The organism is Thauera sp. 63 (genome assembly GCF_000310165.2).
GTDB lineage: Bacteria > Pseudomonadota > Gammaproteobacteria > Burkholderiales > Rhodocyclaceae > Thauera > Thauera humireducens.
Genome location: NZ_AMXC01000005.1, coordinates 136,043 through 160,857, shown reverse-complemented (window position 1 = coordinate 160,857; position 24,815 = coordinate 136,043). Strand labels below are relative to the sequence as shown.

Annotated in this window: 25 protein-coding genes; 18 read left to right on the top strand and 7 right to left on the bottom strand. The window is 67.2% G+C overall.

Annotation, left to right across the window (positions count from 1 at the left end; translation table 11 throughout):
• The first annotated feature begins 7 nt into the window (after window positions 1-7).
• From recO to uvrC, 5 genes are all read left to right on the top strand, one after another.
• Complete coding sequence (gene recO, locus C664_RS06930; RefSeq protein ID WP_004255924.1) at window positions 8-760, top strand: DNA repair protein RecO; 753 nt, start codon at window positions 8-10, stop codon at window positions 758-760.
• Window positions 760-1,512, top strand: a complete 753-nt coding sequence (locus C664_RS06925; RefSeq protein WP_004255922.1) for a pyridoxine 5'-phosphate synthase — start codon at window positions 760-762, stop codon at window positions 1,510-1,512. The genes recO and C664_RS06925 overlap by 1 nt, the downstream gene beginning before the upstream one ends.
• Before the next feature lie 22 nt (window positions 1,513-1,534).
• Window positions 1,535-1,912: a holo-ACP synthase gene (gene acpS / locus C664_RS06920; RefSeq protein WP_004255920.1), complete on the top strand. Its 378-nt coding sequence runs from the start codon at window positions 1,535-1,537 to the stop codon at window positions 1,910-1,912.
• Window positions 1,913-1,930: 18 nt separating this feature from the next.
• Window positions 1,931-3,076, top strand: a complete 1,146-nt coding sequence (nagZ, locus tag C664_RS06915) for a beta-N-acetylhexosaminidase (protein ID WP_004255919.1) — start codon at window positions 1,931-1,933, stop codon at window positions 3,074-3,076.
• A 193-nt stretch (window positions 3,077-3,269) separates the two neighbouring features.
• On the top strand, window positions 3,270-5,087 hold the full coding sequence (gene uvrC, locus C664_RS06910) for an excinuclease ABC subunit UvrC (protein ID WP_004255916.1): 1,818 nt from the start codon (window positions 3,270-3,272) through the stop codon (window positions 5,085-5,087).
• Between the two features lie 119 nt (window positions 5,088-5,206).
• Here the strand turns inward: uvrC and C664_RS06905 are convergent, their stop codons facing one another.
• From C664_RS06905 to C664_RS06890, 4 genes are all read right to left on the bottom strand, one after another.
• Window positions 5,207-5,644, bottom strand: coding sequence for a GatB/YqeY domain-containing protein (locus C664_RS06905; RefSeq protein WP_004255914.1), 438 nt, complete (start codon window positions 5,642-5,644; stop codon window positions 5,207-5,209).
• Window positions 5,645-5,728: 84 nt separating this feature from the next.
• Complete coding sequence (locus C664_RS06900; protein WP_004255912.1) at window positions 5,729-7,087, bottom strand: GAF domain-containing protein; 1,359 nt, start codon at window positions 7,085-7,087, stop codon at window positions 5,729-5,731.
• On the bottom strand, window positions 7,084-7,578 hold the full coding sequence (locus C664_RS06895) for a hypothetical protein (RefSeq protein ID WP_004255909.1): 495 nt from the start codon (window positions 7,576-7,578) through the stop codon (window positions 7,084-7,086). The genes C664_RS06900 and C664_RS06895 overlap by 4 nt, the downstream gene beginning before the upstream one ends.
• 85 nt (window positions 7,579-7,663) lie before the next feature.
• Window positions 7,664-8,146, bottom strand: coding sequence for a hypothetical protein (locus tag C664_RS06890; RefSeq protein ID WP_004255905.1), 483 nt, complete (start codon window positions 8,144-8,146; stop codon window positions 7,664-7,666).
• A gap of 213 nt (window positions 8,147-8,359) precedes the next feature.
• Between C664_RS06890 and C664_RS06885 the strand changes: the two genes are divergently transcribed.
• A complete protein-coding gene (locus C664_RS06885; RefSeq protein ID WP_004255902.1) occupies window positions 8,360-9,277 on the top strand; it encodes a YihY/virulence factor BrkB family protein in 918 nt (305 codons plus the stop codon).
• 19 nt (window positions 9,278-9,296) lie between these two features.
• Here the strand turns inward: C664_RS06885 and C664_RS06880 are convergent, their stop codons facing one another.
• Together C664_RS06880 and cobA are read right to left on the bottom strand one after the other, a co-directional pair.
• Window positions 9,297-10,739: a putative nucleotidyltransferase substrate binding domain-containing protein gene (locus C664_RS06880; RefSeq protein ID WP_004255900.1), complete on the bottom strand. Its 1,443-nt coding sequence runs from the start codon at window positions 10,737-10,739 to the stop codon at window positions 9,297-9,299.
• Window positions 10,740-10,917: 178 nt separating this feature from the next.
• Window positions 10,918-11,823, bottom strand: a complete 906-nt coding sequence (gene cobA / locus C664_RS06875) for a uroporphyrinogen-III C-methyltransferase (protein ID WP_004255897.1) — start codon at window positions 11,821-11,823, stop codon at window positions 10,918-10,920.
• A gap of 231 nt (window positions 11,824-12,054) precedes the next feature.
• Between cobA and C664_RS06870 the strand changes: the two genes are divergently transcribed.
• From C664_RS06870 to ahbB (C664_RS06830), 9 genes are all read left to right on the top strand, one after another.
• The gene (locus C664_RS06870; RefSeq protein ID WP_004255893.1) at window positions 12,055-13,737 is read left to right on the top strand and encodes a nitrite reductase; all 1,683 of its coding nucleotides are present in this window, start codon (window positions 12,055-12,057) and stop codon (window positions 13,735-13,737) included.
• A 107-nt stretch (window positions 13,738-13,844) separates the two neighbouring features.
• Window positions 13,845-14,408, top strand: coding sequence for a NapC/NirT family cytochrome c (locus C664_RS06865; protein WP_004255888.1), 564 nt, complete (start codon window positions 13,845-13,847; stop codon window positions 14,406-14,408).
• Between the two features lie 50 nt (window positions 14,409-14,458).
• Window positions 14,459-15,334, top strand: a complete 876-nt coding sequence (locus C664_RS06860) for an ethylbenzene dehydrogenase-related protein (RefSeq protein ID WP_038011135.1) — start codon at window positions 14,459-14,461, stop codon at window positions 15,332-15,334.
• A 175-nt stretch (window positions 15,335-15,509) separates the two neighbouring features.
• Window positions 15,510-15,842: a cupredoxin domain-containing protein gene (locus C664_RS06855; protein WP_004255882.1), complete on the top strand. Its 333-nt coding sequence runs from the start codon at window positions 15,510-15,512 to the stop codon at window positions 15,840-15,842.
• 111 nt (window positions 15,843-15,953) lie between these two features.
• On the top strand, window positions 15,954-16,328 hold the full coding sequence (locus tag C664_RS06850) for a c-type cytochrome (protein ID WP_004255880.1): 375 nt from the start codon (window positions 15,954-15,956) through the stop codon (window positions 16,326-16,328).
• A 60-nt stretch (window positions 16,329-16,388) separates the two neighbouring features.
• Window positions 16,389-17,603 carry a cytochrome D1 domain-containing protein gene (locus C664_RS06845; RefSeq protein WP_004255878.1) on the top strand — a complete coding sequence of 405 codons (1,215 nt, stop codon included), beginning with the start codon at window positions 16,389-16,391 and terminating at the stop codon, window positions 17,601-17,603.
• Window positions 17,603-18,652 carry a siroheme decarboxylase subunit beta gene (gene ahbB, locus C664_RS06840; protein ID WP_004255877.1) on the top strand — a complete coding sequence of 350 codons (1,050 nt, stop codon included), beginning with the start codon at window positions 17,603-17,605 and terminating at the stop codon, window positions 18,650-18,652. The genes C664_RS06845 and ahbB (C664_RS06840) overlap by 1 nt, the downstream gene beginning before the upstream one ends.
• Window positions 18,645-19,160 carry an Lrp/AsnC family transcriptional regulator gene (locus tag C664_RS06835; protein ID WP_038011133.1) on the top strand — a complete coding sequence of 172 codons (516 nt, stop codon included), beginning with the start codon at window positions 18,645-18,647 and terminating at the stop codon, window positions 19,158-19,160. Before ahbB (C664_RS06840) ends, C664_RS06835 begins: the two co-directional genes overlap by 8 nt.
• Window positions 19,157-19,675 carry a siroheme decarboxylase subunit beta gene (gene ahbB, locus C664_RS06830; protein ID WP_004255873.1) on the top strand — a complete coding sequence of 173 codons (519 nt, stop codon included), beginning with the start codon at window positions 19,157-19,159 and terminating at the stop codon, window positions 19,673-19,675. Before C664_RS06835 ends, ahbB (C664_RS06830) begins: the two co-directional genes overlap by 4 nt.
• Window positions 19,676-19,775: 100 nt before the next feature.
• Here the strand turns inward: ahbB (C664_RS06830) and C664_RS06825 are convergent, their stop codons facing one another.
• The gene (locus tag C664_RS06825) at window positions 19,776-19,955 is read right to left on the bottom strand and encodes a hypothetical protein (protein WP_038011131.1); all 180 of its coding nucleotides are present in this window, start codon (window positions 19,953-19,955) and stop codon (window positions 19,776-19,778) included.
• Between the two features lie 618 nt (window positions 19,956-20,573).
• On the opposite strand from C664_RS06825, the gene C664_RS06820 reads away from it, so the two are divergent.
• The 3 genes from C664_RS06820 (at window position 20,574) to C664_RS06810 (ending at window position 24,787) form a co-directional block, all read left to right on the top strand.
• On the top strand, window positions 20,574-21,689 hold the full coding sequence (locus C664_RS06820) for a porin (RefSeq protein ID WP_038011182.1): 1,116 nt from the start codon (window positions 20,574-20,576) through the stop codon (window positions 21,687-21,689).
• A 198-nt stretch (window positions 21,690-21,887) separates the two neighbouring features.
• Entirely contained in the window at window positions 21,888-23,099 is a 1,212-nt protein-coding gene (gene nirJ, locus C664_RS06815) for a heme d1 biosynthesis radical SAM protein NirJ (RefSeq protein WP_004255867.1), read from the top strand.
• An 83-nt stretch (window positions 23,100-23,182) separates the two neighbouring features.
• Window positions 23,183-24,787 (top strand): nitrite reductase, encoded by a 1,605-nt coding sequence (locus C664_RS06810; RefSeq protein WP_004255864.1) that lies wholly within the window; start codon window positions 23,183-23,185, stop codon window positions 24,785-24,787.
• The last annotated feature ends 28 nt before the right edge of the window (window positions 24,788-24,815 follow it).

The following is a 24,815-nucleotide window of genomic DNA, read 5'->3' as shown; positions in this document are numbered from 1 at the left end:
ACAGCGCATGGCGGGTCCGAAACAGCGCGTCGAGCAGCAGCCCGCCTGGGTGCTGCACGCCCTGCCGTGGCGCGAGACGAGCCTGATCGTCGAGGTCTTCTCACGTGACCATGGGCGCGTCGGTCTCGTCGCCAAGGGCGCGCGGCGGCCGTATTCGCAGTTGCGCGGCGTGCTGATGGCCTTCCAGCCGCTGCTGATGGACTGGTCCGGCGGCGGCGAGGTGAAGACGCTGGTGCGCGCCGAGTGGCAGGGCGGCCAGCCCTTGCTCACCGGTCGCGCGCTCATTTGCGGCTATTACCTCAACGAGCTGCTGGTGCGCCTGACTGCGCGCGAGGACCCGCATCCGCGGCTGTTCGCGGCCTATGCCGAGGCGGTGCGCGCGCTCGCTCGGGGCGAGCCCGAATCCCCGATCCTGCGCCGTTTCGAGCTCGCGCTGCTGCAGGATCTCGGCTATGAGGCCGGGCTCGCCGAAGAGGCCGAGAGCGGCGCGCCAGTGCGGCCCGAGGGGCGCTACCTTTATATAATCGAGCGCGGTCCGGTGCGGCTGGAGGCCCTCGAGGAGGAGGGCATCGATGCGGCTGCGCTCGGTGACCAGCCGCTGCTGTCGGGGCAGACCCTGCTCGACATGGCGGCCGACGATTTTTCCCGCGCAGAAACGCTCGCCCAGTCCAAGCACCTGCTGCGCATGCTGATCAACCACACCCTGGGCGGCCAGCCGCTGCAGTCGCGCCGGGTGCTGAAGGAATTGCAGGAACTCTGATGATCGAACTCGGCGTCAACATCGACCACGTCGCCACGCTGCGCCAGGCGCGCCGCACCTGGGAACCCGATCCGGTGTGGGCTGCGGTGGAAGCCCACCTTGGCGGGGCGGACGGCATCACCATCCATCTGCGCGAGGATCGCCGCCACATCAACGACGAGGACGTGCGTCGTTTGGCCGAACTCACCCAGGTCAAGCTCAACCTAGAGATGGCGGCCACTGACGAGATGGTCGCGATCGCCTGCCGCACCCGGCCGCAGATGGCGATGCTGGTGCCGGAGGGGCGTCACGAGATCACGACCGAAGGTGGGCTCGACGTGCTGTCGCAGGAGGCGCGCCTCAGGGACGTCATCGCCCGCCTGGCCGACGCCGGTATCGTCACGAGTGTCTTCATCGACGCCGAGGTCGACCAGATCGAGGCCGCTGCCCGCATCGGCGCGCGCGTGTGCGAGATCCACACCGGCCCCTACGCCCACGCCTTCCATGCCGCCGGCCGCGATGCCGAAGCGCCGGCAGTGCTCGCCGAAATCGACAAGATCCGCAGCGCGGGCGAGGCTGTCCGCCGCCTGGGGATGCGCTTCAACGCGGGTCATGCGCTCAACTACTACAACGTGCAGCCGATCGCGCGCCTGCAGGGCATCCGCGAGCTGCACATCGGCCACGCCATCGTCAGCCGCTCGGTCTTCGTCGGCCTGCGCGAGGCGGTGGCCGAGATGAAGCGCCTGATGCGCGAAGCCGCGCAGACCGCCTGACCCGGCCCGCGAAGGCACACGCGTGATCCATGGCATCGGTACCGACATCGTGCGCATCGAGCGTGTGCGAAAGTCACTCGCGCGCTTCGGCGAGCGCTTCGCGCTGCGCATCCTCGCCGCCTCAGAGGTCGAGGCATGGCGTGCGCACCGCGACCCGGCACGCTTCCTCGCCAAGCGCTTCGCCGCCAAGGAGGCGTTCGGCAAGGCGCTCGGCACCGGCGTGGCCGTGCCCGCCACGCTGCACGCCGTTGCCGTCGCCCACGATGCACTCGGCAAGCCCGAGTACCGTTACGACGATCGCCTCGCCGCGCACATGCAGGCGCACGCGCTGCGCGCCCACCTCAGCATCAGCGACGAGGAAGACAACGTTGTGGCGTTCGCGCTGATCGAGCGCGTCTGAATCCAAGGACCTGACCCCATGAGCCAAGCGATCCACCGTCCGCGCGGCCCCGTCATGATCGACGTCGCAGGCACTGCGCTCACCGACGAGGAGCGCGAGCGCCTGCTCGATCCGCTGGTCGGCGGCGTGATCCTGTTCGCGCGCAACTACACCGGCTCCGACCAGCTCCGCGCGCTCACCGCCGAGATCCGCGCACTGCGCGACCCGGCGCTGATCATCGCGGTCGATCATGAAGGGGGCAGGGTACAGCGCTTCCGCACCGACGGCTTCACCCGCCTGCCCGCCATGCGCAGCCTCGGCGCGCTGTGGGCGCAGGACCACCTCGCGGCGCTCGATGCCGCCCGCGCCACCGGCTTCGTGCTTGCCGCCGAACTGCTGGCGCATGGCGTCGACCTCAGCTTCACGCCGGTGCTCGATCTCGACTATGGCTGCAGCCGCGCCATCGGCAACCGCGCCTTCCATCGCGACCCGCAGGCCGTTGCCGCACTCGCCCAGGCGCTGTGTGCGGGGATGGCCGATGCCGGCATGGGCTGCATCGGCAAGCACTTCCCCGGCCACGGCTTCGTCGAGGCCGACTCGCACCACGACGTGCCGGTCGACGAACGCGACTTCGGCACGATCTGGGCCGAGGACGTCGCCCCCTACCGCCACCGCCTCGGTCGCCAGCTCGCCGGCGTGATGCCGGCCCACGTCATCTACCCCAAGGCCGATCCCAGCCCGCAACCGCAGCCGGCGGGCTTCTCGCCCTTCTGGCTCAAGGACGTGCTCCGTGGCCGCCTCGGCTTCAAGGGCGTGATCTTCAGCGACGACCTCAACATGGAAGGCGCGCGCCTTGCCGGCGACATCGTCGGCCGTGCCAAGGCCGCCTACGAGGCCGGCTGCGACATGCTGCTCGTCTGCAACCGCCCGGATCTCGCCGCCGAACTGCTCGACCGCTGGGCCCCGGTTCCCGATGCCGACAACCTCGCCCGCCTCGCGGCGATCGTGCCGAGCACGGCCCGGCCAGCCTGGCTCGCCGATCCCTTCGCCCTGGAGTTGCACGCGGCCTACGTCCAGGCTCGCGAACACGTCGCGTCCATTCCCGGAGACACGAGCGTCGCGCCAACGATGACCGCCGCCACCATCGGCCAGCAACGTACCGAAGTCCTGCGCAAGGACGGATAATCCCCGGGCAACGCAGCGCCGCTCTCAAGCGGCCGTCGCGTATTGACTGCGCTGGAGCGGATGCGGGGTGTTCCTGAAATGGGCGAGGACTGTCTGAGCGAGCAGCGCGAGCGAGTTCCGCAGACCATGGAAGGAGCACGCCGCATCCGCTTCAGGTCACCGATGGTTTCTAGCCCCGTTCAACACGCCCCCCATGACCGATCCGACGCCTGTTAGCGCCTTCGACCCCAAGCCCTTCCTCCGCACCCTCACCGAGGAACCCGGCGTCTATCGCATGATCGGCGCCGACGACAAGGTGCTCTACGTCGGCAAGGCCAAGAACCTCAAACGCCGCGTCTCCAGTTACTTCCAGAAGACCGTCTCCAGCCCGCGCATCGCCATGATGGTCGCGCAGGTCCAGCGCGTCGACATCACCGCCACCCGCTCCGAGGCCGAGGCCCTGATCCTCGAGAACAACCTCATCAAGAGCCTGGCGCCGCGCTACAACATCCTCTTCCGCGACGACAAGACCTACCCCTACATCGAACTCTCCGCCGACGAGTACCCGCGTCTCGCCTACCACCGCGGCGCCTTCACCAAGGGCGCGCGCTACTTCGGCCCCTTCCCGAACGCCTGGGCGGTGCGCGAGAGCATTCACCTGCTGCAGAAGACCTTCCAGCTGCGCACTTGCGAGAATACCGTCTTCGCCAACCGCTCGCGTCCCTGCCTGCTGCATCAGATCAAGCGCTGCACCGCGCCCTGCGTCGGCCTCATCGAACCCCAGGCCTACGCGGCCGACGTAAAGCTCGCCACGCGCTTCCTCGACGGCCAGGCCAACGAAGTCATCGATGATCTCAGCACGCGCATGCAGGCCGCCGCCGACCGCCTGGCCTTCGAGGAGGCCGCCGCCTGCCGCGACCAGGTGCGCGTGTTGCAGGCGGTGCTGCACAAGCAGTTCGTAGACAGCCGCAAGGACGAAGACGTCGATGTGCTTGCCGCGATCGAGGAAGACGGTATGACCTGCGTGAACATCGCCATGGTGCGTGGCGGCCGCCACCTCGGCGACCGTCCGCAGTTCCCCAGCGGCGCGGCGGTTTCCGGTGCGGCAGACAGCCTGCTCGCCTTTGTCGAGCAGCACTACAGCCAGCACCCGATCCCGGCGCGCATCCTGGTGAATCTGGCGCCGGAGGCGGTCAAGGAGACATTGGCCGAGATCACCGATCGCCCGCCGGGCGTGGTATCGCCGCGCTTTGCCGCCGAGAAGGCCTGGATGGAGATGGCGGAGAAGAACGCCCGCCTCGCCATCCAGGCCCGCGCACGCGATACCGGCCGCATCGAGCAGCGCCTCGACGCCCTGCGCGAGGCGCTCGGCATGGACGAGGCGCCGCAGCGCATCGAGTGCTTCGACATCAGCCACACCATGGGCGAGGCCACGGTGGCGTCCTGCGTGGTGTGTGAGGCGGGCGCGATGAAGCGTGCCGAGTATCGCCGCTACAACATCAGCGGCATCACCCCGGGTGACGACTTCGCGGCGATGCGCCAGGCGCTGGAACGCCGTTACGGCAAGGTGGCGGCGGGCGAAGGCGTGTGCCCCGACCTGATCCTGATCGACGGTGGCAAGGGGCAGGTGAGCGCCGCACGCGCGATCCTGGCCGAGGTCGGCCTCGAGTCGGTGGCGATGGTGGGCGTGGCGAAAGGCGAGGGGCGCAAGGCAGGACTGGAGACGCTGATCTTCCCCGACGGCCGCGAAGGGCTGGCGCTCGGCGGCGAATCGGCCGCGCTGCACCTGATCGTGGAGATCCGCGACGAGGCCCACCGTTTCGCCATCACCGGCCACCGCGCCAAGCGCGGCAAGGCACGGGTGGGCTCGAAACTGGAGGACATCCCGGGCGTCGGTCCCTCACGCCGGCGGAGTCTGCTCGCCGCCTTCGGCGGACTGGACGGCGTGCGCGACGCCACGGTGGAAGACCTGTGCCGCGTCGACGGTGTCAGCCGCAAGCTGGCCGAACAGATCTACGCTGCGCTGCACTGAAGTCCGGGCGAGCTTTGCGCGGCGCGCGGCCTTGGGTGCAGCGCCCACCTGATCCTCGGCCTGCCCGGCGCGACGCGGGCTCCGCCGCGAGGCGGGCGACGAGCCCGCCCGTAAGGGTCTCAGCCCAGCGCGGCCTTGACCCAGGCGTTGGCCTGCTTGGCATCGAAGCCGTTGCCGTACTTGGCCTTGAGTGCGCCCATCACCACGCCCATCTGCTTGGGACCGCGCTCGGCCAGGCCGGCGACGGTGTCGGCGATGAAGGCCTTCACCTCGTCCTCGGTCGCCATCGGCGGCAGGTAGGCGGTGAGGATCGCGGACTCCTGCTCCAGTGCCGCGCGGCGGTCGGCGTCCTTGATGACGCTCAGCGCTTCCTGGTTGTTTTTCAGGAACTTGCGGATGGTCTGCTGCACTTCGTCATCGGTGCTTTCGCGGTTGCCGGCGTTCTTGCCGACCATCTCGGCTTCGGCGATCAGGGTGCTCAGCAGCGTGGCGCGAATGCTGTCGGCCGCCTTGCGTGCGAGCAGGGAATCTTTCTTCAGTTGTGCCAGCAGGCTCATCGTGGGCTCCGGTTGGATTGAATGGACGCGCGCGAGTTTACCGCAGTGCCGGGGACGCACGCGCGTATCGCGCATCGGCCCCGGTCAGCGCGGGGCGAGGATGTCGACGAGCTCGACGGGGCGATCGACCCCGAGCCGAAGGCAGCCGCGGGCGGGCTTGTCGATGCGGATCGGGGCGCTCTTCTCCTGCAGGCGACGCGACAGCAGGATCAGTCGCGCCTCGAGGTTGTCGCTGAGGTCCGGCAGGCGGATGCGCGGGTCGAGACGCAGTTCGCGGTTCGTGAAGTGGGTCCGCCCCTGCTGCGTGTAGTCGTGCAGCAGGGTCCACAGGATCGCCCCGGCCACGCCCTTGATGAGGTAGTCGTCGTCGAGGAAGATGCTGTCGTTCTCCGCATAGTGGCGCACCGTCAGCGCCCGGCCCGCGGTGTCTGCGCCGTCGCCCGAAGCCTGCTCCGGGGCGCCGGGCCGGCCGGTGTCGTCCGCGGCAAGCTGCTGCAGCAGCTGGATCGCGCCGCCCAGACCGCCGGCAAGCGCCACCAGGGCGTCCTCGTCGTCGTAGCCGAAGCGTTGCTCGAGCGGGCTCTCGACGTAGAGCACGCCGACCAGCAGCCGGCCGGCGTGGATCGGCACTGCGAGCTGGCTGCTCGAGCGCGGCAGGCCGGGCAGCGGGATCTCGCCCGCGGCCGACACCAGCCCTTCGCGTGCGAGGCTGTCGCGGATGGCGCGGCCGTAGCTGTAGTCCGCCGCGAAGTGGCCGATGCGGATCGGCGTGCGCTCGCGCGCGGCGACACCGATCACACCGTCGCCCAGCGCGATCTCCGAACCGATGCCCGAGATCTCGTAGCCGCGGCTGGCGACGGTGTAGAGCCGGCCGACCGCCGCGTCCAGCATCAGGATCATCGCGTGGTGGATGTCGAATCGCTGCTCCAGGCAGTCGAGCGTATGCCCGAGCAGGCCCTCGAGGTCGGTGCAGCGGCACAGTTGTTCCGCGCTCGCGCGCAGTGCGGCAAGCAGGTTGCGGCGCGGGGGCGGGGCGGGCAGCGTCGCGCCCGGCACGCGCTCGATGCGCAATACGCGGTAGATGTCGGCGCCCAGCAGCTTGAACACGCCGGCCATGCCGGTGTGCGAAGCGATGCCGGCGAGCTTGGCCTTCATCGTCTCGAACAGCGGTCCTTCGGACTCGGTCCGCAGATACTGCAGCGAGAGCCGGTACTGCGCCGCGGTCACTGGGTCGATGACGGCCACGCGCGCGAACGGGATGTCGAGGATGTTGCGGCGAGTGCTGTTGAAGAACTGCCACGACAGCGCGACATGTCGGGCATCCACGTACTGCACCTGCGACAGGTAGGCGACGTTGGGCGTACCGTCGGCCGCGACCGTGGCGATCTGGCCGGGAATGGCGCCGTCAAGGCAGTTGCGGATTGCGTCGAGGGCGATCTTCATCGCGCGCCTCGCAAGGCGGTCCCGGCTTCCGGGCCGGGCGTCTGGAAGCTGCCGCTGCTGGGCGTGAACGCCAGTGCGGTGAGTGCCTCGGGTGCGCAGGCGAGCAGGGTGCGCACCACCTCGACCGGGTAGCCCAGTGGCTCGAGCCGGGCAACGAAGCGGTCGACATGGTGCTGCGCCCGCGCGGGGTCGCCCGGCTCGAGGGCCACCTCGCGCGCGTCCGTGCCCTTCAGCTGCAGGGTGCGATGGCTTTCGGGCTCGCTGAACACCGCGGCGACACGGCCCGTGCCGGCGACGTCCTGCAGCAGCGCGGCGGATGCGGGGCGTGAAAGCAGCAGCGTCACCGTGCGACGGTCCGCCGATACCCGGCAGCCGGTGGCGCGGGCGAGGTTGGGCAGCGCGCCGGGCTGGCAGGCGGCAGCACTGATCGACAGGCCGCTGCAGATGAAGGCAGCCTGCTCGGCATCGAGGAGGGACGGCGGTTGAGCCATGGTGCTGCCACTATAGCCATCCGCACGGCCCTCCGAAAAGCCGAAAGACTGCCTGTCGCCGCATGCACCGCATCGGGCGCGCTGCTCAGCGGGCGGGCGGCGGCGCCGGAAAGAGAATGGCGACGCCGGCCGGCTCCTGGCCCGGTGGCAGGTAGGCCGGCGCCGGCTGTCCGGCCGGGCCGAGCGCGCGCACGAAGCGGTACAGCGCACGCAGGTCATCCTCCGCCATGTCGCGCAATGCGAACCAGGGCATCGGTGGGCGCGCCGTCTGCGTGCGCGCGGCGTCGACCCACTGCTGCTCGCTCATGGCCGCCATGCGCAGACGCAGGTTGGTCGGGTAGGTCGTGCCCCAGGGGCCGCGCCAGCCGACGGCATCGCCGGTGAGCCAGGCCTGTTCGGGCACCTGGCCGCCGCTCATCGCGTAGCCCGGAGTGTGACAGTCGTTGCAGCCCGCGATGCGAGCGATGTAACGCCCCCGTTCGATCATGGCGGTGTCGTCGGCGTGGGCGCTGCCAACCCCGAGCAGGACGGTGATCGCGGACAGCGTGGTACGGAAGAGGGACTTCATGGCATTCGGCTCCTTGGCTGCGTTTCGTCGGGGATCAATCCCGGCGAGCGATGCCAGTGTGGCGAATCCGGATGCTGCCGATTGCTAAATTGCGCCTCGGGGAATGCTAAGAATTTGCTAAGCGACGCGCGGGGCACCGATGGTGCGAGGCTTGCGCGACCGGGGTTGCGCCGGCCTAATGACGGCAGACTTCCAATCTGCGGGAATGGATGCATGAGCGACTGGATGCGGTACTGGATCAATGTGGCGCGGACGACGCTGCGCGTGTGGCTGGAGGCGCAGGTGTTCGTGCATGCCGCGGCGCTGGCCTTCTTCACGGTGTTCTCGGTGGCACCGGTGGTGATCGTGGCGGTGAGCGTCGTCGGCCTGGTGCTCGGCGAGCGTGCGGCGCAGGGCGAGATCGCGCTGCAGCTCGAATCGGCCATCGGCGCGGGGGCGGCGGCGGCGGTGCAGACGGCGGTGGAGAACAGCCGCATCGAGCACAGTGGCCTGCTGCCCACCATCGCCGGCTTCGGCGCCATGGTGTTTGGCGCGACCACGGTGTTCGCGCAGATGCAGGGGGCGCTGAACGCCATCTGGAGCGTGGCCCCGCGTCCCACCCGCAGCGGCGTGCTGCTCTATCTCAAGACTCGCCTGCTGTCGCTGACGGTGGTGCTCGCGATCGGTTTCGTGCTGCTGGTGTCGCTGATGCTGAGCGTGGCGGTGAGAGCGCTGGTGACCTTCGCCCAGGACTGGTTGCCGGTGCCGGGTTTCGTGCTGCTGGGGATGGACTGGGCGGTGTCGCTGGTGGTGGTGACGCTCCTGTTCGCCACCATCTTCCGCGTGCTGCCCGACGTGGTGCTGGGCTGGCGCGACGTCTGGCTCGGCGCGCTGGTCACCGCGCTGCTGTTTGCGCTGGGGCGCGCGCTGATCGCGCTGTACCTGTCGACCACGGCGACCGCCTCCACCTATGGCGCCGCGGGCTCGCTGGTACTGCTGCTGATGTGGGTGAACTACTCCTCGCTGATCCTGTTGTTCGGCGCTGCCTTCACGCGCGCCACCGTCGAGGCCGCGGGGCGGCCGATCGTTCCCCGGCCCACCGCGGTGCGCATTGCGCGCACTGTGGTGAAGGACGAGGGACCGTCTGTCTGACCGCGGCGCAGTGGCGGGGTCAGTTGCGCAGCAGGTGCAGGCGGAAGTGGTGCTTGATGAAGCCCTGGAACTTCGTCACCTGCTCCAGCGCCAGCCGCAATTCGCCCTGCTGCATCACGTTGAGCATGTCCATCGACACGTAGTTGGTCGGCGTTTCGCCGGCGCGTAGCGCCTCGACATGGCCGCGCAGCCGGGTCATGACGAGGAAGTCGAAGCTGGCGAGCAGGTTGTTGGCGTCCTCGGGCTTGATGACGCCCGCTGCCGTCAGCGCCTCGATGCGATCGTGGGTGGTGCCGTCCAGCGCATGGGCCTCGATCGCCAGCGCCTTCACGCCGTCGGTGATGGCGAAGATGCCCGCCTTCTTGATGTCGAGCCGACCCCGGTGCGGGCCGGACTTCTCCAGCTTGACCTTGCCGAACCAGCCCAGCGGGGGCAGGAAGTTGGTCATGTTCTGCGCCATGCGCATCAGGAAGCCCTGGTCCTCGCTCAGGGTGGCGAACGCGTGCTCCTTGAGCGCCCGGACGAGGTCGCTGCGGCCATACAGCGCGCGCAGGTCCATGAACATGCTGCCGGTCATCACGTTGTCGGGCGTGGGCGTCGACAGCCAGCGGTTGAGCTCCATCTTCCAGCCCGACAGGCTGCGGCGCCACGGCGGATTCTTCGCCATGATGCCGCCGGGGCAGGGCGGTACGCCGATCGAGATCAGGGCCTCGATGAGCTCGTGCGAGAACGCCTCGAGCCGGGCGATCTCGTCCGCGCCCAGCGTGTCGGCGTAGATGATCGCGTTGTCCTGGTCGGTGGACAGGGTCTGCTCCCCACGGCCCTCGCTGCCCATGACGACGAAGGCGAAGTCGTCGGTGAGGTCGGCGTACTTGTCGGCGCGCAGCAGCGCGATGAGGCGGATGAGCACCTGGTCGTTGAGGTTGGCGATGAGCTTGACCATGTCGCGGATCGGGATGCCGGTGCCCGACAGGTGCAGCACCAGCGCCTGGATGCGGCTGTGCAGCGTGCGCAGGTCGTCGATCGAGCCGGCCTTCTCGATGTCGAGCACGAGCTGGTGCGGCGAGTGCGCCTGCAGGCGCAGGATGTCGGTGTCGGTGATGATGCCGGACAGCGCGCCCGCGTCGTCGACCACCACCAGACGGTGGATCTTCAGGCGCGACATGCGGTACAGCGCCTCGTACAGCACATCGTCCTCGCCGATGGTGGCAAGGGGCGAATGCATGACGTCGCCGACCTTCAGCTCGACCGGCGAGCGCCCGGGGGCCACGACCTTGTTGCGCAGGTCGCGGTCGGTGAAGATGCCATGCGGCCTGCCGTCCTCGAGTACGACCATGCTCGAGATGTTGCGCTCGCGCATGATGGCCACGGCCGACACCAGCGGATCATCCGCCCTGCAGGTCATGACGCTGCGCTGGCAGAAATCGCGTACGGGACGGAAAAACTGGTTCTCTTCGGCCATGGGCGGCATCCGCGGAAGCTTGGGTATGGACGACAAATTATACCCATGGCACGCGTGCAGCTATTGCGCGGGATCAGCCTTGTCATGGCGTGTTCGCGCCGCCCGCCGCGCTGGAATCGCGATGCGTGGCGGGCGGCTCGACTGTCCGGGGGCTTTCGGGGTTTCGGCCGCGCGTCGGCTAGTTGCCACCGTGCGCTGCCAGCGCACAGGCCGCCTGCACGGTGGCGTCACCCACGCTGACGACATTGCCGATCATGATCAGCGCGGGCGGGCGCAGGCCCGCCTCGCGCACCGCTGTCGGTAGCTCGCCCAGGGGGCTGGAGACGCCCCGCTGCTCGGGTGTCGTGGCCCCGTGAATGACGGCGGCGGGCGTGTCGGCGGGTAGGCCGTGGGCGACGAGTTCGCGGCAGATGATGTCGAGCGCGCCCAGCCCCATGTAGATCACGACGGTCTGGTTCGGGCGCGCCAGTGCATCCCAGTCGAGGTCGACGGTGTCGTCCTTGAGGTGGCCGGTGGCGAACACCAGGGTCTGGGCGTGTTCCCGATGGGTGAGGGGGATGCCGGTGGTCGCGCCCGCGCCCGCTGCAGCGGTGATGCCGGGCACCACCTCGCAGTGCAGGCCGGCGGCCTGCAAGGCCTGCATCTCCTCTCCGCCGCGGCCGAAGATGAACGGATCGCCGCCCTTCAGGCGCACCACGCGCAGGCCTTCGCTCGCCAGATCGACCAGCAGCTGGTTGATCTCGTGCTGGGGGAGGGCGTGATTGCCGGCTTCCTTGCCCGCATACACGCGGCGGGCCGAGGCCGGAATCAGCTCCAGCACCGCCTTGCCGACCAGATGGTCGTAGACGACCACTTCTGCCGATGCGATCAAGCGTGCGGCCTTCAGCGTCAGCAGGTCCGGATCGCCAGGGCCGGCGCCCACCAGGAACACACAGCCCGCCCGGCGGTCCGCGACGACGCTTCGTTCCTTGGGGGCGCTGCCGCTGTTGTTTTTCTGAGAGACCGTCGTGCCTCTGGCCTGTCGGGCCGGGCCGGCCTCAACGGATTTCAGGGTGGCCGTTTGATCGAGGGTGGCTGCGTACATGGGCGGCTCCGGCATGTCCAGGAGAATCCGGGATGGGTGGCGTACGCCGGCTTCCCGAATATCGTCTTTTCCTTATTCAATCAGCAATTTGGGGGTGCTGATCGGGTGACGGAACTGTATCCCCACAAGCCGTGGGGAAAATTAACTCAAATCAAGGATTGCAAGCCCCTTGCAAACGAATACTGGCGCCGCTGTGTTGTTCCACGTCCCGTGATGCTTAAGGAGAGGGAAATGCAAAACAAGAGTTGGATCGGCAAAACCCTGGCGCTGGCAATTCTGCCGATGGCGCTTGGCAGTGCCTGGGCGCAGACCGCGCCGCAGCTGACGCCCGACGAGATGGCCAAGGCGAAACAGATCTACTTCGAACGCTGTGCCGGCTGCCACGGCGTGCTGCGCAAGGGCGCCACCGGCAAGAACCTCGAGCCGCACTGGGAGAAGACGCTGGCCGACGGCACCAAGATGGAAGGCGGCACCCTCAAGCTGGGTACCGATCGTCTCGAGAAGATCATCGCCTACGGCACCGAAGGCGGCATGGTCAACTACGACGACATCCTGACCAAGGAAGAGATCAACCTGATGGCGCGCTACATCCAGAATGAGCCGCCGATCCCGCCCGAGTTCTCGCTCAAGGACATGAAGGACAGCTGGAAGCTGCTCGTTCCGGTCGACCAGCGTCCGACCAAGCAGATGAACAAGGTCAACCTGAAGAACGTGTTCGCGATCACGCTGCGCGACGCGGGCAAGCTGGCCCTGGTCGATGGCGACACCCACAAGATCTGGAAGGTCCTCGACACCGGTTACGCGGTGCACATCTCGCGCCTGTCGGCCTCGGGTCGCTACGTCTACACCGTCGGTCGCGATGGCCTGACCACCATCATCGACATGTACTACGAGGAGCCGACCACCGTCGCCACCGTGCGCCTGGGTTCGGATGCCCGTTCGGTCGATACCTCCAAGTTCAAGGGCTTCGAAGACAAGTACCTGATCGGTGGCACCTACTGGCCGCCCCAGTACTCGATCATGGACGGCGAGACGCTCGAGCCGATCAAGGTCGTCTCGACCCGTGGCCAGACCGTCGACGGCGAGTATCACCCGGAGCCGCGCGTAGCCTCCATCGTGGCCTCGCTGACCAAGCCGGAGTGGGTGGTCAACGTCAAGGAAACCGGCATGATCCTGCTGGTGGACTACAGCGACATCAAGAACCTGAAGACCACCACCATCGAGTCCGCCAAGTTCCTGCATGACGGCGGCTGGGATGCCTCGGGGCGCTACTTCATGGTCGCGGCCAACGCGTCGAACAAGGTTGCCGCAGTCGATACCAAGACCGGCAAGCTGGCCGCCCTGGTCGACACCGCCAAGATCCCGCACCCGGGTCGCGGCGCCAACTTCGTCCATCCGCAGTTCGGTCCCGTGTGGTCGACCGGCCACCTCGGCGATGCCGTCGTGTCCCTGATCTCCACGCCGTCCGACGACGCCAAGTTCTCCAAGTACAAGGAGCACAACTGGAAGGTCGTCCAGGAACTGAAGATGCCGGGCGCGGGCAACCTGTTCGTCAAGACGCATCCGAAGTCCAAGAACTTCTGGGCCGATGCGCCGATGAACCCCGAGCGTGAGATCGCCGAGTCGGTGTTCGTGTTCGACAAGGCCGACCTGTCGAAGGAACCGGTGCGCATCGACGTCGCCAAGGATTCCGGTCTGCCGGAAAGCAAGGCGATCCGTCGTGCCGTCCAGCCCGAGTACAACGAGGCGGGCGACGAAGTGTGGATCTCGCTGTGGGGCGGCAAGACGGACCAGTCGGCCATCGTGATCTACGACGACAAGACGCTGAAGCTGAAGAAGGTCATCACCGATCCGTCGATCGTGACCCCGACCGGCAAGTTCAACGTCTACAACACGATGCACGACGTCTATTGATCGCCTAGCCGATCATTGACCCGGACCCCCGCGCCTCGGCGCGGGGGCACGAGGGGACTCCCATGACAGATCGAGACAGCTCCAAACAACAAGATTCCGGCGGCCTCATGGCCCGCCTGCGCCGGCCTTCCACGAAGTATTCGCTGGGTGGCCTTTTGTCTGTCGGCATCCTGCTTGGCGTGCTTTTCTGGGGCGGTTTCAACACCGTGCTGGAGGCCACCAACACCGAGACGTTCTGCATCTCGTGCCACGAGATGGAGGTCAATGTTTACAAGGAGTACAAGGAAACCATCCACTACAACAACCGCACCGGTGTGCGCGCCACCTGTCCCGACTGCCACGTGCCCAAGGACTGGACGCACAAGATGATCCGCAAGGTCCAGGCCTCGCGCGAGGTGTGGGGCAAGCTGACCGGCTCCATCGATACGCCGGAGAAGTTCGAGGCCAAGCGCCTGACGCTCGCACGCAGCGAATGGGCGCGCATGAAGGCAGCCGATTCGCGTGAATGCCGCAACTGCCACAGCTTCGAGAGCATGAAGCCCGAGATGCAGAAGCAGCGCGCACGCAAGCAGCACGAGATGGCCATCGAGGACAAGATGACCTGCATCGACTGCCACAAGGGCATCGCGCATCACAAGCCCCAGGGCATGACCGAGGAAGACGAGATGTGACGCGCCGTGGCGCGACGCGTGCTCGACCCATCCACAGTGAGGAATCGACCATGAAGAAAACAATGATTGCAGGTGCCGTCGGTACCGTTCTCGCCTTCGCTGCCGGTTCGGCCCTGGCGGCCGCGCCGGCCGACTGGAGCAAGGTTGCGGCCAAGGACATCACCTTGTTCTACCCAGGCGTGTCGCCGCTGGAGTGGATCCAGAAGGGCACCGAGCACGGCGGCGCCCGCGCGCTGAAGAAGGGCGAGACCTGTGCCGACTGCCACCACGAAGAGGCAGCGGACATGGGCAAGAAGATGGCCAGCGGCCAGAAGATCGAACCCAGTCCGATCGCCGGCAAGGCGGCCTTCATTCCGGTGAAGGTGCAGGCTGCGCACGACGGTGCCAACCTCTACCTGCGCTTCTCGTGGAAGCAGCCTGCGGCCTCGGGCGCCGCCAAGATGGACGACAAGAACCCGGTCAAGATCGCCTTCATGCTCGAGTCCGGCGGCAAGGTCGAGCTCGCCGACCAGGCCGGCTGCTGGGCGACCTGCCACCAGGATTCGCGCACCATGCCGGGCGCAGCCGACACCAAGACCAAGTACGTCAAGGGCGCGTCGCTGGCCGAAGGCAAGTTCTACGACCTGTATCAGTGGCGCAGCGGCGAGAAGAAGGGCTTCGATGGCCACGTGGCCGAGTCGCGCGTGATGGAAGGCGGCACCGCGCTGGTCAGCGCCGAAGGCAAGCAGGACGGCGACAACTGGACGGTGGTGTTCACCCGCAAGCTGGCCGGCGGGCAGGGCGACGTGGCGCTGGAAGCGGGCAAGACCTACAACTTCGGCTTCGCCATCCACGACGACAGCGCAGCGGGCCGATTCCACCATGTCTCGCTGGGCTACAAGCTGGGCATCGACGCCCAGGCCGACATCACGGCGGCGAAGCAGTAAGGTTGCAGGGACCTTGAAGTGCTTGCGCGGCCTTGCGGTCGCGCACCTGACCGATGACGGGGACCCACGCGGGGGCGCGGGTTCCCGTCATGCCTTGTGCGGCAATCACGCCGCGTCGGCGTGCCGGGCGCAGCTTGCGCGCACCGGAAGCCGGAGGCGGCTACGGGAGAGGATCATGAACACGAAGCGCATCACACGCGGCCTGTGCGCCGGCCTGTTCGTCACGTCGCTGTTCGCAGGCGGCGTGCAGGCTGCCGAGCATGAGATCCAGATCGTCCAATACACCTATACGCCGGCCGAACTGACGATCAAGGCGGGCGACACCGTGACCTGGATCAATGGCGAGAAGCGCGTCAGTCACTCGGTCTTCTTCAATGCCACGGGTGAAGAGTCCGAGCGCTTCTTTCCCGGTGAGCGCTGGTCACGCACGTTCGACCAGCCCGGCCGTGTCGAGTATCGCTGCGGTCCGCACCCGGAGATGCGGGGCGTCATCATCGTGGAACCCTGAACCCGGGGGCGGGCACCAAGACCGCGGCCCCGTCAGGGTTGATGCGAGTCAAGGTATCGCCCGACCCTTGTCGCCATCCTGTCACGCACTGACCTGCTAACGGATTGTGCGATGAAGATCCCACCCCTGCTAGCCCACGTCGCCGTCTTCCTCGGCGCAGCGCTGGTCGCCGCATTCGCTTCTGCCTCCGAGGCGAAGCCCGTCGCACCCGAAGCGCAGCGCGCCCGTGAGCTGATCCATATCGTCCGCCAGGACTGCGGCTCCTGTCACGGCCTGACCCTGGCCGGCGGTCTGGGTCCCGCACTCACGCCCGACGCCCTGGTCGACAAGCCTTTCGAGGGCCTCGTCGCGACCGTCGTGAGCGGCCGGCCCGGCACGCCGATGCCCCCGTTCCGCGGCATCGTCAGCGAGCCCGAAGCCGAGTGGATCGTGGACCAGTTGATGCGCGGTTTCCCGCCGGACACCGGCTTGCCGGCTTCACGCTGATCATTCGCGCCGGGCTGCGAGCCTGTGCCGTCCGATTTTTCTCATCGAGCTGGAGTTTCCATGTCTTCGCAAACCAAGGTGCGTCTGGCGCCGCCCGCCCTTTGGGCGGTGATCCTGCCGGCCATCGTATGGCTGCTCTCCGCCTGCTCCAGTGTCGGCCCGGTGGCGCACGTCCGCGGGACGGGTGACCTCGGCGTCGTCATCGAGCGCGCCGATGGGCGCGTAAAGGTCATCGAGACGAGCGGAAGGTCGGTACTCGCCACCGTCGACGGTCTGGGCGACCTCTCGCACGCCTCGGTGGTGTTTTCGCGCGATGCCCGCTACGCCTTCGTGTTCGGCCGTGACGGCGGGCTGACGAAGGTGGACCTGCTCGAGGCGAAGATCGTCGGCCGCGTGCTGCAGGCGGGTAATTCCATCGGTGGCTCGATCTCGCACGACGGCCGCATCGTCGTCGCGCAGAACTACGCGCCGGGCGGCGTGAAGGCCTTCGATGCCAACACGCTGGAACTGCTCGCCGAGGTGCCGGCGATCACCGAGGATGGCCGCCGCTCGAAGGTGGTCGGCCTGGCCGACCTGTCGGGCAGGCGCTTCATCTATTCGCTGTTCGAAGCGGGTGAGATCTGGATCACCGACTTCTCCGACCCGACGAACCCGCAGACCCAGCGCTTCGCCGGCGGCAACCAGCCCTACGACGCGCTGGTGACGCCCGATGGCCGCCACTACATCGCCGGCCTGTTCGGTGAGGATGGACTGGCCCGGCTCGACCTGTGGAATCCGGAGCAGGGCAGCCGCAAGATCCTGTCGGGCTACGGCAAGGGCCAGGAGCCGCTGCCGGTGTACAAGATGCCGCACCTGCGCGGCTGGTCGGTGGCGGGCGGCCGTGCCTACCTGCCCGCCATCGGGCGCCACGAGGTGCTGGTCGTCGATACCGACACCTGGCAGGAGGTGGGTCGCATCCCGGTCAGGAGCCAGCCGGTGTTCGCCATGGCGAGGCCCGACGGACGTGAGATCTGGGTGAACTTCGCCTTCCCGGACAATGGCTGGGTACAGGTCATCGACACGGTCAGCGGCAAGGTCACGCACACGCTGCAGCCGGGCCGCGGCATCCTGCACATGGAGTTCCTGTCCAAGGGATACGAGGTCTGGATGTCGGCGCGCGACGACAACAAGGTCGTCATCTACGATACCGCGACCAAGCAGCAGGTTGGCGGCTTCGAGTCGGCCAGCCCGAGCGGCATCTTCTTCACCACGCGCGCCGCGCGCACGGGGTTCTGATGCCGCGCACCGTCACGCTGCCGAGCGCGGTCGATGCGACCGATTTCCGCCTGCTCAACGAATGGCAACGCGGGTTTCCGCTCGATCCGCAGCCATTCGCCCGCGTCGGCGAGGCCGTCGGGCTGGACGAAGCGCAGGTGATCGCGGCCTACCGCCGCCTGATCGACGAGGGTCTGGTGAGCCGGGTCGGTGCCGTGTTCGCCCCGCGCAGGCTGGGGGCGAGCGCGCTCGCCGCCCTGGCGGCGCCGCCGGAGCGGCTCGAGGAGATCGCAGCCCGTGTCAGCGGCGAACCCGCGATCAACCACAACTACCAGCGCGAGCACCGCTTCAACCTGTGGTTCGTGGTGACTGCGGCGTCCGAAAGCCATCTGCAGGACGTCGTCGCCGGCATCGAGCGCGACACCGGCTGCGCGGTGATCGTGCTGCCGCTCGAAGAGGAATTCCACATCGATCTCGGCTTCGATCTCGGCACGGATCAGGGCGGACGGCGCGCAGCCTGCCACCGCAGCGTAGAGCCGCGTCCCACCGCCACGACGCAAGGCGCGGCCTGTGCGCTGCCCGTGCTCGAACGCGATCTGATCACCGTGCTGCAGGCGGGCCTGCCGCTTGTGCCGCGTCCGTATGCGGCGCTGGGTGAGCAGGCGGGCCTGACCGAGGCCATGGCGATCGAGCTGCTCCAGCGCTGGCAGGACGAAGGGCTGATCCGGCGCCTCGGTGTGGTGGTCCGCCACCACGAACTGGGGCTGGAGGCCAACGCGATGTGCGTGTGGGACATCCCGGATGACCGGGTCAGCGAACTGGGTCGCCTGCTGGCGCGCGAGCCTGCGGTGACGCTGTGCTACCGCCGGCGCCGGGTGCTGCCCGACTGGCCTTACAACCTGTTCTGCATGATCCACGGCAGCGCACGCGACGACGTCCTGGCGGCGCGCGGCGAGATCGCGGCCCGTCTAGGGCTGGACGCCGCGCCACATGACGTGCTGTTCAGCTGCCGGCGCTTCAAGCAGACCGGCGCGCGCTATCTGTCGGCAAAGGAGGGCGCCCATGTCTGAGCCATCCATGCCGGGCGTTGCGGCACCCGCGGCCAGCCGTCGCGGCGTTGCCGCCACGCGCGAGCCCGATGCGATCGACCGCAAGCTGATCAACGCGCTGCAGGGCGATTTCCCGCTGACCGGAACGCCTTTCGCCGATGTCGCGGCTGCAGTCGGCCTCGACGAAGCCGAAGTGATCGCGCGGGTGCAGGCCATGCTGCGCGACCGGGTGCTGACACGCTTCGGCCCGATGTTCCAGATCGAACGCATGGGCGGCGCCTTCTGCCTTGCGGCCATGGCAGTGCCCGAGGCCGTCTGGGGGGCGGTGGTGGAGGCGGTGAACGCCTTCCCCGAGGTGGCGCACAACTACCGCCGCGAACACGGTCTCAATATGTGGTTCGTGCTTGCGACCGAACGTCCGGAAGGCATCGCCGAGGTGTCACGGCGCATCGAGGCGGCGACCGGGCTGCCGGTCCATCTCTTTCCCAAGGAAAGGGAGTACTTCGTCGAGATGAAACTGGAGGCATGATGACAAGCCCTGCACCGGACCCCATCGGACTCGACGAACTCGACCGGCGCATCGTGCTGGCCACCCAGGACGGCTTGCCGCTGGTACCCCGGCCGTATGCCGCCGTTGCCGAGCAGTTGGGCTGCAGCGAGGAGGCGGTGCGTGAGCGGCTGGCGCAGATGCTGGAGAGCGGACGCATCCGCCGAATCGGCGCCGTGCCCAACCACTACGCGATCGGGTACACCGCCAACGGGATGAGCGTGTGGAACATCGACGACGCCATGATCGATGCTGTCGGCGAACGCGTAGGGGCGCTGGACTTCGTCACCCACTGCTACCGCCGGCCGCGACACTTGCCGGACTGGCCGTACAACCTGTTCGCGATGGTGCATGCAGCGTCGAGGGAGGCTGCGCTGGTGCGGGTAGAGGAGATTGCGCTGCTGCTCGAACGCGAGTTTCGCGGAGCCTGCAAGGGGCGGGACGTTCTGTTCTCCGCCGGCATTCTCAAGAAAACGGGACTTCGAATCGCCGGTTGACGGCGGTTGGGCTATCGATCGGGCCTGTCTCTTCGGCCCGCTCGGCCGCACGCCGCGGCCGGAAGACGATGCTGCGCAAACGATTGAGAGCAGGCCCCTCTCAGTGCGACAGGTAGCCGTTCGGACGTTCTTCGACGGCACGCCGCACCGGCGAAGACTCGATGTCGGACTCCCTGAGGCCCGGAGTCAGCTCGCAGATTTCCATCAGCAACTCCCAGGTTTCGTCGGAGAGTTCCGGAATCGAGATGAAACGGTCGTCGTGCGATTTGGGAGTCGTCATGGCGTTGGCTCGCATTGATAGGGCGACCTCTCCGAATTAAAGCGTTTAAAAGCACAAAAATGTAAAAAACGATAATCCGGTTGTGTCATATGCACGCTTCCGACGCATTCACTGGCCACGGAACGCGATGTGGCGCCGCGTGACGGGGCGCCATGTCGCCATCATGTGGCCTGAAAGATGGACTGGCAAGCATGTCCCGCGTGCGGTGAGGCAGGTTGCGCAAGTTGGGCGAAGCATAGACCAGGAGTCCCGCCGTTCGCCGTGATACGGGTCACGGGGATCGTGTCTCGGGGCACGGTGTATGAAGTGTCAGCAGAACGGGGCGACGGGTCGTCCCTTTCAGGTTCAGCAGGAGCGCATGTAGGCGCACAGGGTACGCGAAATGCGTTTGGAATTATCGTCAACTTCAGCGAGCGTTTCCAGTGCGGCGTTGCTCGATCGACAATGCCTTATGGACCGACGTGGATTAACGCCGCTCCCCTTGCATTAACAAATGCGTCGCTGGCATTAACACTTCTGCGCCTGCCATTTACCTGTGCTGCTTATTCTCGTCTTCGGGTTCCGGTCGCTGCGAGGGGCCGGATTGCATGGTCTTAACCGAAGCAAATGGAGATGCAGATGCAGAAGAACTTGATCGCCCTGGCCCTTGCAGGTTTGGCCGCCCTGCCGGCCTTGGCGCAGTCCAACGTCACGATCTACGGGCTCGTCGATATGGGCTACAAATGGTCGGGTGACAACATCGAGGACCGGGTATCCAGTCGGTCGGCGCTTGATTCCGGCATGAGCGCGGGCAGCCGTCTCGGCTTCAAGGGTACGGAGGATCTGGGCAACGGCTTCAAGGCCGGCTTCGTGCTCGAACAAGGGATCAATCTGGATTCAGGCACAGCGGGCCAGGGCGGGCGGCTCTTCGGGCGGCAGTCCTATGTCAGCCTGAGCGGCGGTTTCGGCACCGTCGCGCTCGGGCGCCAGTATCCGGCCGGCTATCTGTTGACGGCCACGGTCGACCCCTTCGGCAGCGGTACTGCCGGGCAGTACAACAGCGTCTACCTGACCGAGTACCGCTGGGACAATGCCGTGACCTACGTCTCTCCGACCCTCGGTGGCTTCTCGGTTTCGGCGGCCTATACGCAGAACGCCAACTACGCCGACGAGTCGCCGAACAATCGTGGAGAGGGCGACGTGGGCGATGTTCGCGCGTGGTCGATTGTCCCACAGTACTCGAATGGACCGATCTTCGTCGGGATCAACCTCCAGGAGATGCGTGCCAAATCGACCGGCCTGCATGACGGTGAGACAGTTCGCGTGTATGACCTTGCCGGCAGCTATGACTTCGGTGTCGCCAAGCTCGCTGCATCCTACGGCGTCCGGCGGGCCAGCACCGTTGATTTCAGCCCTGATTCCGCAGCGCTGAGCGGTAAGGACAGCAAGCAGTGGTTTCTCGGGCTGACCGTACCAGTGGGGGCCGCCGGCACCGTGCGGGCTTCCTACGTGCAGCGCCAGACCGAGGTTGCTGCCGGCGGAGCGGATGCCAAGGCCAGTCAGTGGGCACTCGGTTACGAGCATGCGCTTTCCAAGCGCACCGCCCTCTACGCCGTGTATGCGGACATCACGAACAACAATGCCGCCAAGGATAGCGGCCTGTACGCCTCCATCGGTGATGCGATGACCGGTGGAGTCGCGGGCGGGGATGGCTATCAGCGGGCCGTGAACGTGGGGCTACGGCATAGCTTCTGAGCTTCGGAGTCGCTGGCCAGCGACGACGCTCATACGCCGGGCCTGCGGTCTGAAAGCCGCGGGTCCGGCCGCCACGGTGTGCGGGTCCCTTCTCGCCTCGGTATCGCGCACGGCCGTCGTTTCGCCTTGTCCCTTGACCCGTGTCATTTTTACCGCCCTCCGGCTCGGCTCTAATGAGCTGCACTCTGGAGAGCCCCCATGTTCCGCATCGCCCACTTCGTCCGCGAACTCGACCAGCCCACGCCTGCCGGCCCGCGCCGCAACCCGCCGGGCCCCGTCGTCATCTGGAACCTGATCCGGCGTTGCAACCTGACTTGCGAGCACTGTTATTCAATCTCGGCCGACAAGGACTTTCCCGGCGAACTGAACACCGGCGAGGTGTTCAAGGTCATGGACGACCTGAAGGCGGCACGAGTTCCGGTGCTGATCCTGTCGGGCGGGGAGCCGCTGCTGCGGCCCGACCTCTTCGACATCGCCCGCCGTGCCAAGGCGATGGGCTTCTACGTCGCGCTGTCGTCCAACGGCACGCTGATCGACGAATCCAACATCAATGCCATCGACGAGATCGGCTTCGACTACGTCGGCGTCAGCCTCGACGGCATCGGTGCCACGCATGACCGCTTCCGCCGCAAGCAGGGCGCCTTCGATGCCTCGATGCAGGGCATCCGCCTGTGCCTGGCGCGCGGCATCAAGGTGGGCGTGCGCTACACGATGACCGAGGGCAATGCCCACGACCTGCCGGCGCTGCTGAAGCTGGTGGAGGACGAGGGCATCGACAAGTTCTACTTCTCGCACCTCAACTATGCAGGGCGCGGCAACAAGAACCGCGCAGGCGACGCGCGCCACCGCACCACGCGCGAGGCGATGGAGCTGCTGTTCGAGACCTGCCTCGACCTGCATCGGCGCGGCATCGAGAAGGACTTCGTCACCGGCAACAACGACGCCGACGGTCCCTTCCTGCTGCAGTGGGTGCAGCGCCGCTTCCCCGAGCGTGCCGCGCACATCGAGGCCAAGCTGCGCCAGTGGGGCGGCAACGCCAGCGGCGTCAATGTCGCCAACATCGACAACCTGGGCATCGTGCACCCGGACACCATGTGGTGGCACGTACCCCTGGGCGACGTGCGCAAGCGAGCCTTCGGCGACATCTGGAACGACCTCGACAACCCGCTGCTGGCCGGGCTCAAGCAGCACCCGCGCACGCTCGAAGGGCGTTGCGGCGCGTGCAAGTACCTGGACATCTGCAACGGCAGTTCGCGCGTGCGCGCCTCGCAGGTCACCGGCAATCCGTGGGCGGAAGACCCCGGATGCTATCTGGATGACGAGGAGATCGGCGTCACCGCGGCCGACTATGAAGGCGGCGAGCGCGTCGTCACCACCCCCTGGGTGCGCATCGCCAAGGTGTCGGCATGAGACAAGGTACCGGTGCTCCCCGCGCTGCGGCTGCGCTGCGTCCCGAGGGGACGTTTTCGTCCCAGGGGGAAGCGGCGGCGAAGATGATCCGCCATGCCTTCGTGTTCGCCGGCCTGGCCCTGGCCGTGGCGGGCGCTGCGACGGCCACCCGCGCCCAAGCGGCGGACGACGGCGTGGCGAAGGTCGCCGCGAACTACGCCCAGCACTGCGCCAGCTGCCATGCGGCCGACCGGCTCGGCGGCATGGGTCCGGCGCTGCTGCCGGACAACCTCGCGCGCCTGCGCAAGCCCGAGGCGCTGAAAGTGGTGGCCGAAGGCCGCACCGCCACGCAGATGCCGGCCTTCGGCGCGCAACTGGGCAAGGACGAGATCGCCGCGCTGGTCGACTGGATCTACAGCCCGGTCGAGCCGCCGCCGCGCTGGACCGACGACGACATCCGGGCCTCGCGCATCCAGCACGTCGATCCGGCCACGCTGTCCGACACGCCGGTATTCGACGCCGACCCGATGAACCTCTTCCTCGTCGTCGAGGGCGGCGACCACCACGTCAGCGTGCTCGACGGCGACAAGCTCGAGCCCATCCACCGCTTCCAGTCGCGTTTCGCGCTCCACGGCGGGCCCAAGTTCGCCGCCAATGGGCGCTATGTGTTCTTCGGCTCGCGCGACGGCTGGATCACCAAGTTCGACCTGTGGAACCTGAAGGTGGTGGCCGAGGTGAGGGCGGGCATCAATACCCGCAACGTCGCTGCCTCGCCCGATGGCAAGCATGTCGCGGTCGCCAACTACCTGCCTAACAGCCTGGTGCTGCTCGACGGCGACCTCAATCTGGTCAAGACCCTCGCCGCGACCGACCGCGATGGCAAGAAGAGCTCGCGCGTGTCGGCGGTGTACGACGCCACGCCGCGCCAGTCCTTCATTGCGGCGCTGAAGGATGTGCCCGAGGTGTGGGAGATCAGCTACACCAAGGCGGTCGAGGACATTCCCACCGGTTTCATCCACGATTATGCGCAGAAGGAGGGCAGCTTCATCCCCGGCTACCTGAACCCGCGCCGCACGATCCTCGACGAGGTGCTGGACGACTTCTTCTTCACCCAGGACTACGCCGAGCTGATGGGCGCCTCGCGCGAGGGTGTGGGGCAGGTGGTGAACCTCGACATCCGGCGCAGGATCGCCAACCTGCCGCTGGACGGCATGCCGCATCTGGGGTCGGGCATCACCTGGGAGTGGACGGACACCCGGACGGACGCCGGCGGCAAGCCGCGCACCGTGATGGCCAGCACAAACCTCAAGGCGGGCGAGGTCACGGTCATCGACATGAAGACCTGGGAGGTCATCAAGCGCATCCCGACGCGCGGCCCCGGCTTCTTCCTGCGCAGCCACGCCAACAGCCGCTACGCCTTCGTCGATTCGATGATGAGTCCGCAGGCCAAGCACATCCTGCAGGTCATCGACAAGCAGACGCTCGAGGTGGTGCGCGAGATCGTAGGCGAGCCCGGCAAGACGCTGGCCCACGTCGAGTTCACCCGCGACGGCCGCTACGCGCTGGCCAGCCTGTGGGAGGATGAGGGCGCCGTCATCGTCTATGACGCCCAGACGCTGGAAGAGGTCAAGCGCCTGCCGATGAGAAAGCCGGTGGGCAAGTACAACGTGTGGAACAAGATCACACGCGAAGAAGGCACCAGCCACTGAACCCCGTGGTGGAGTGTCCCCGCAACAC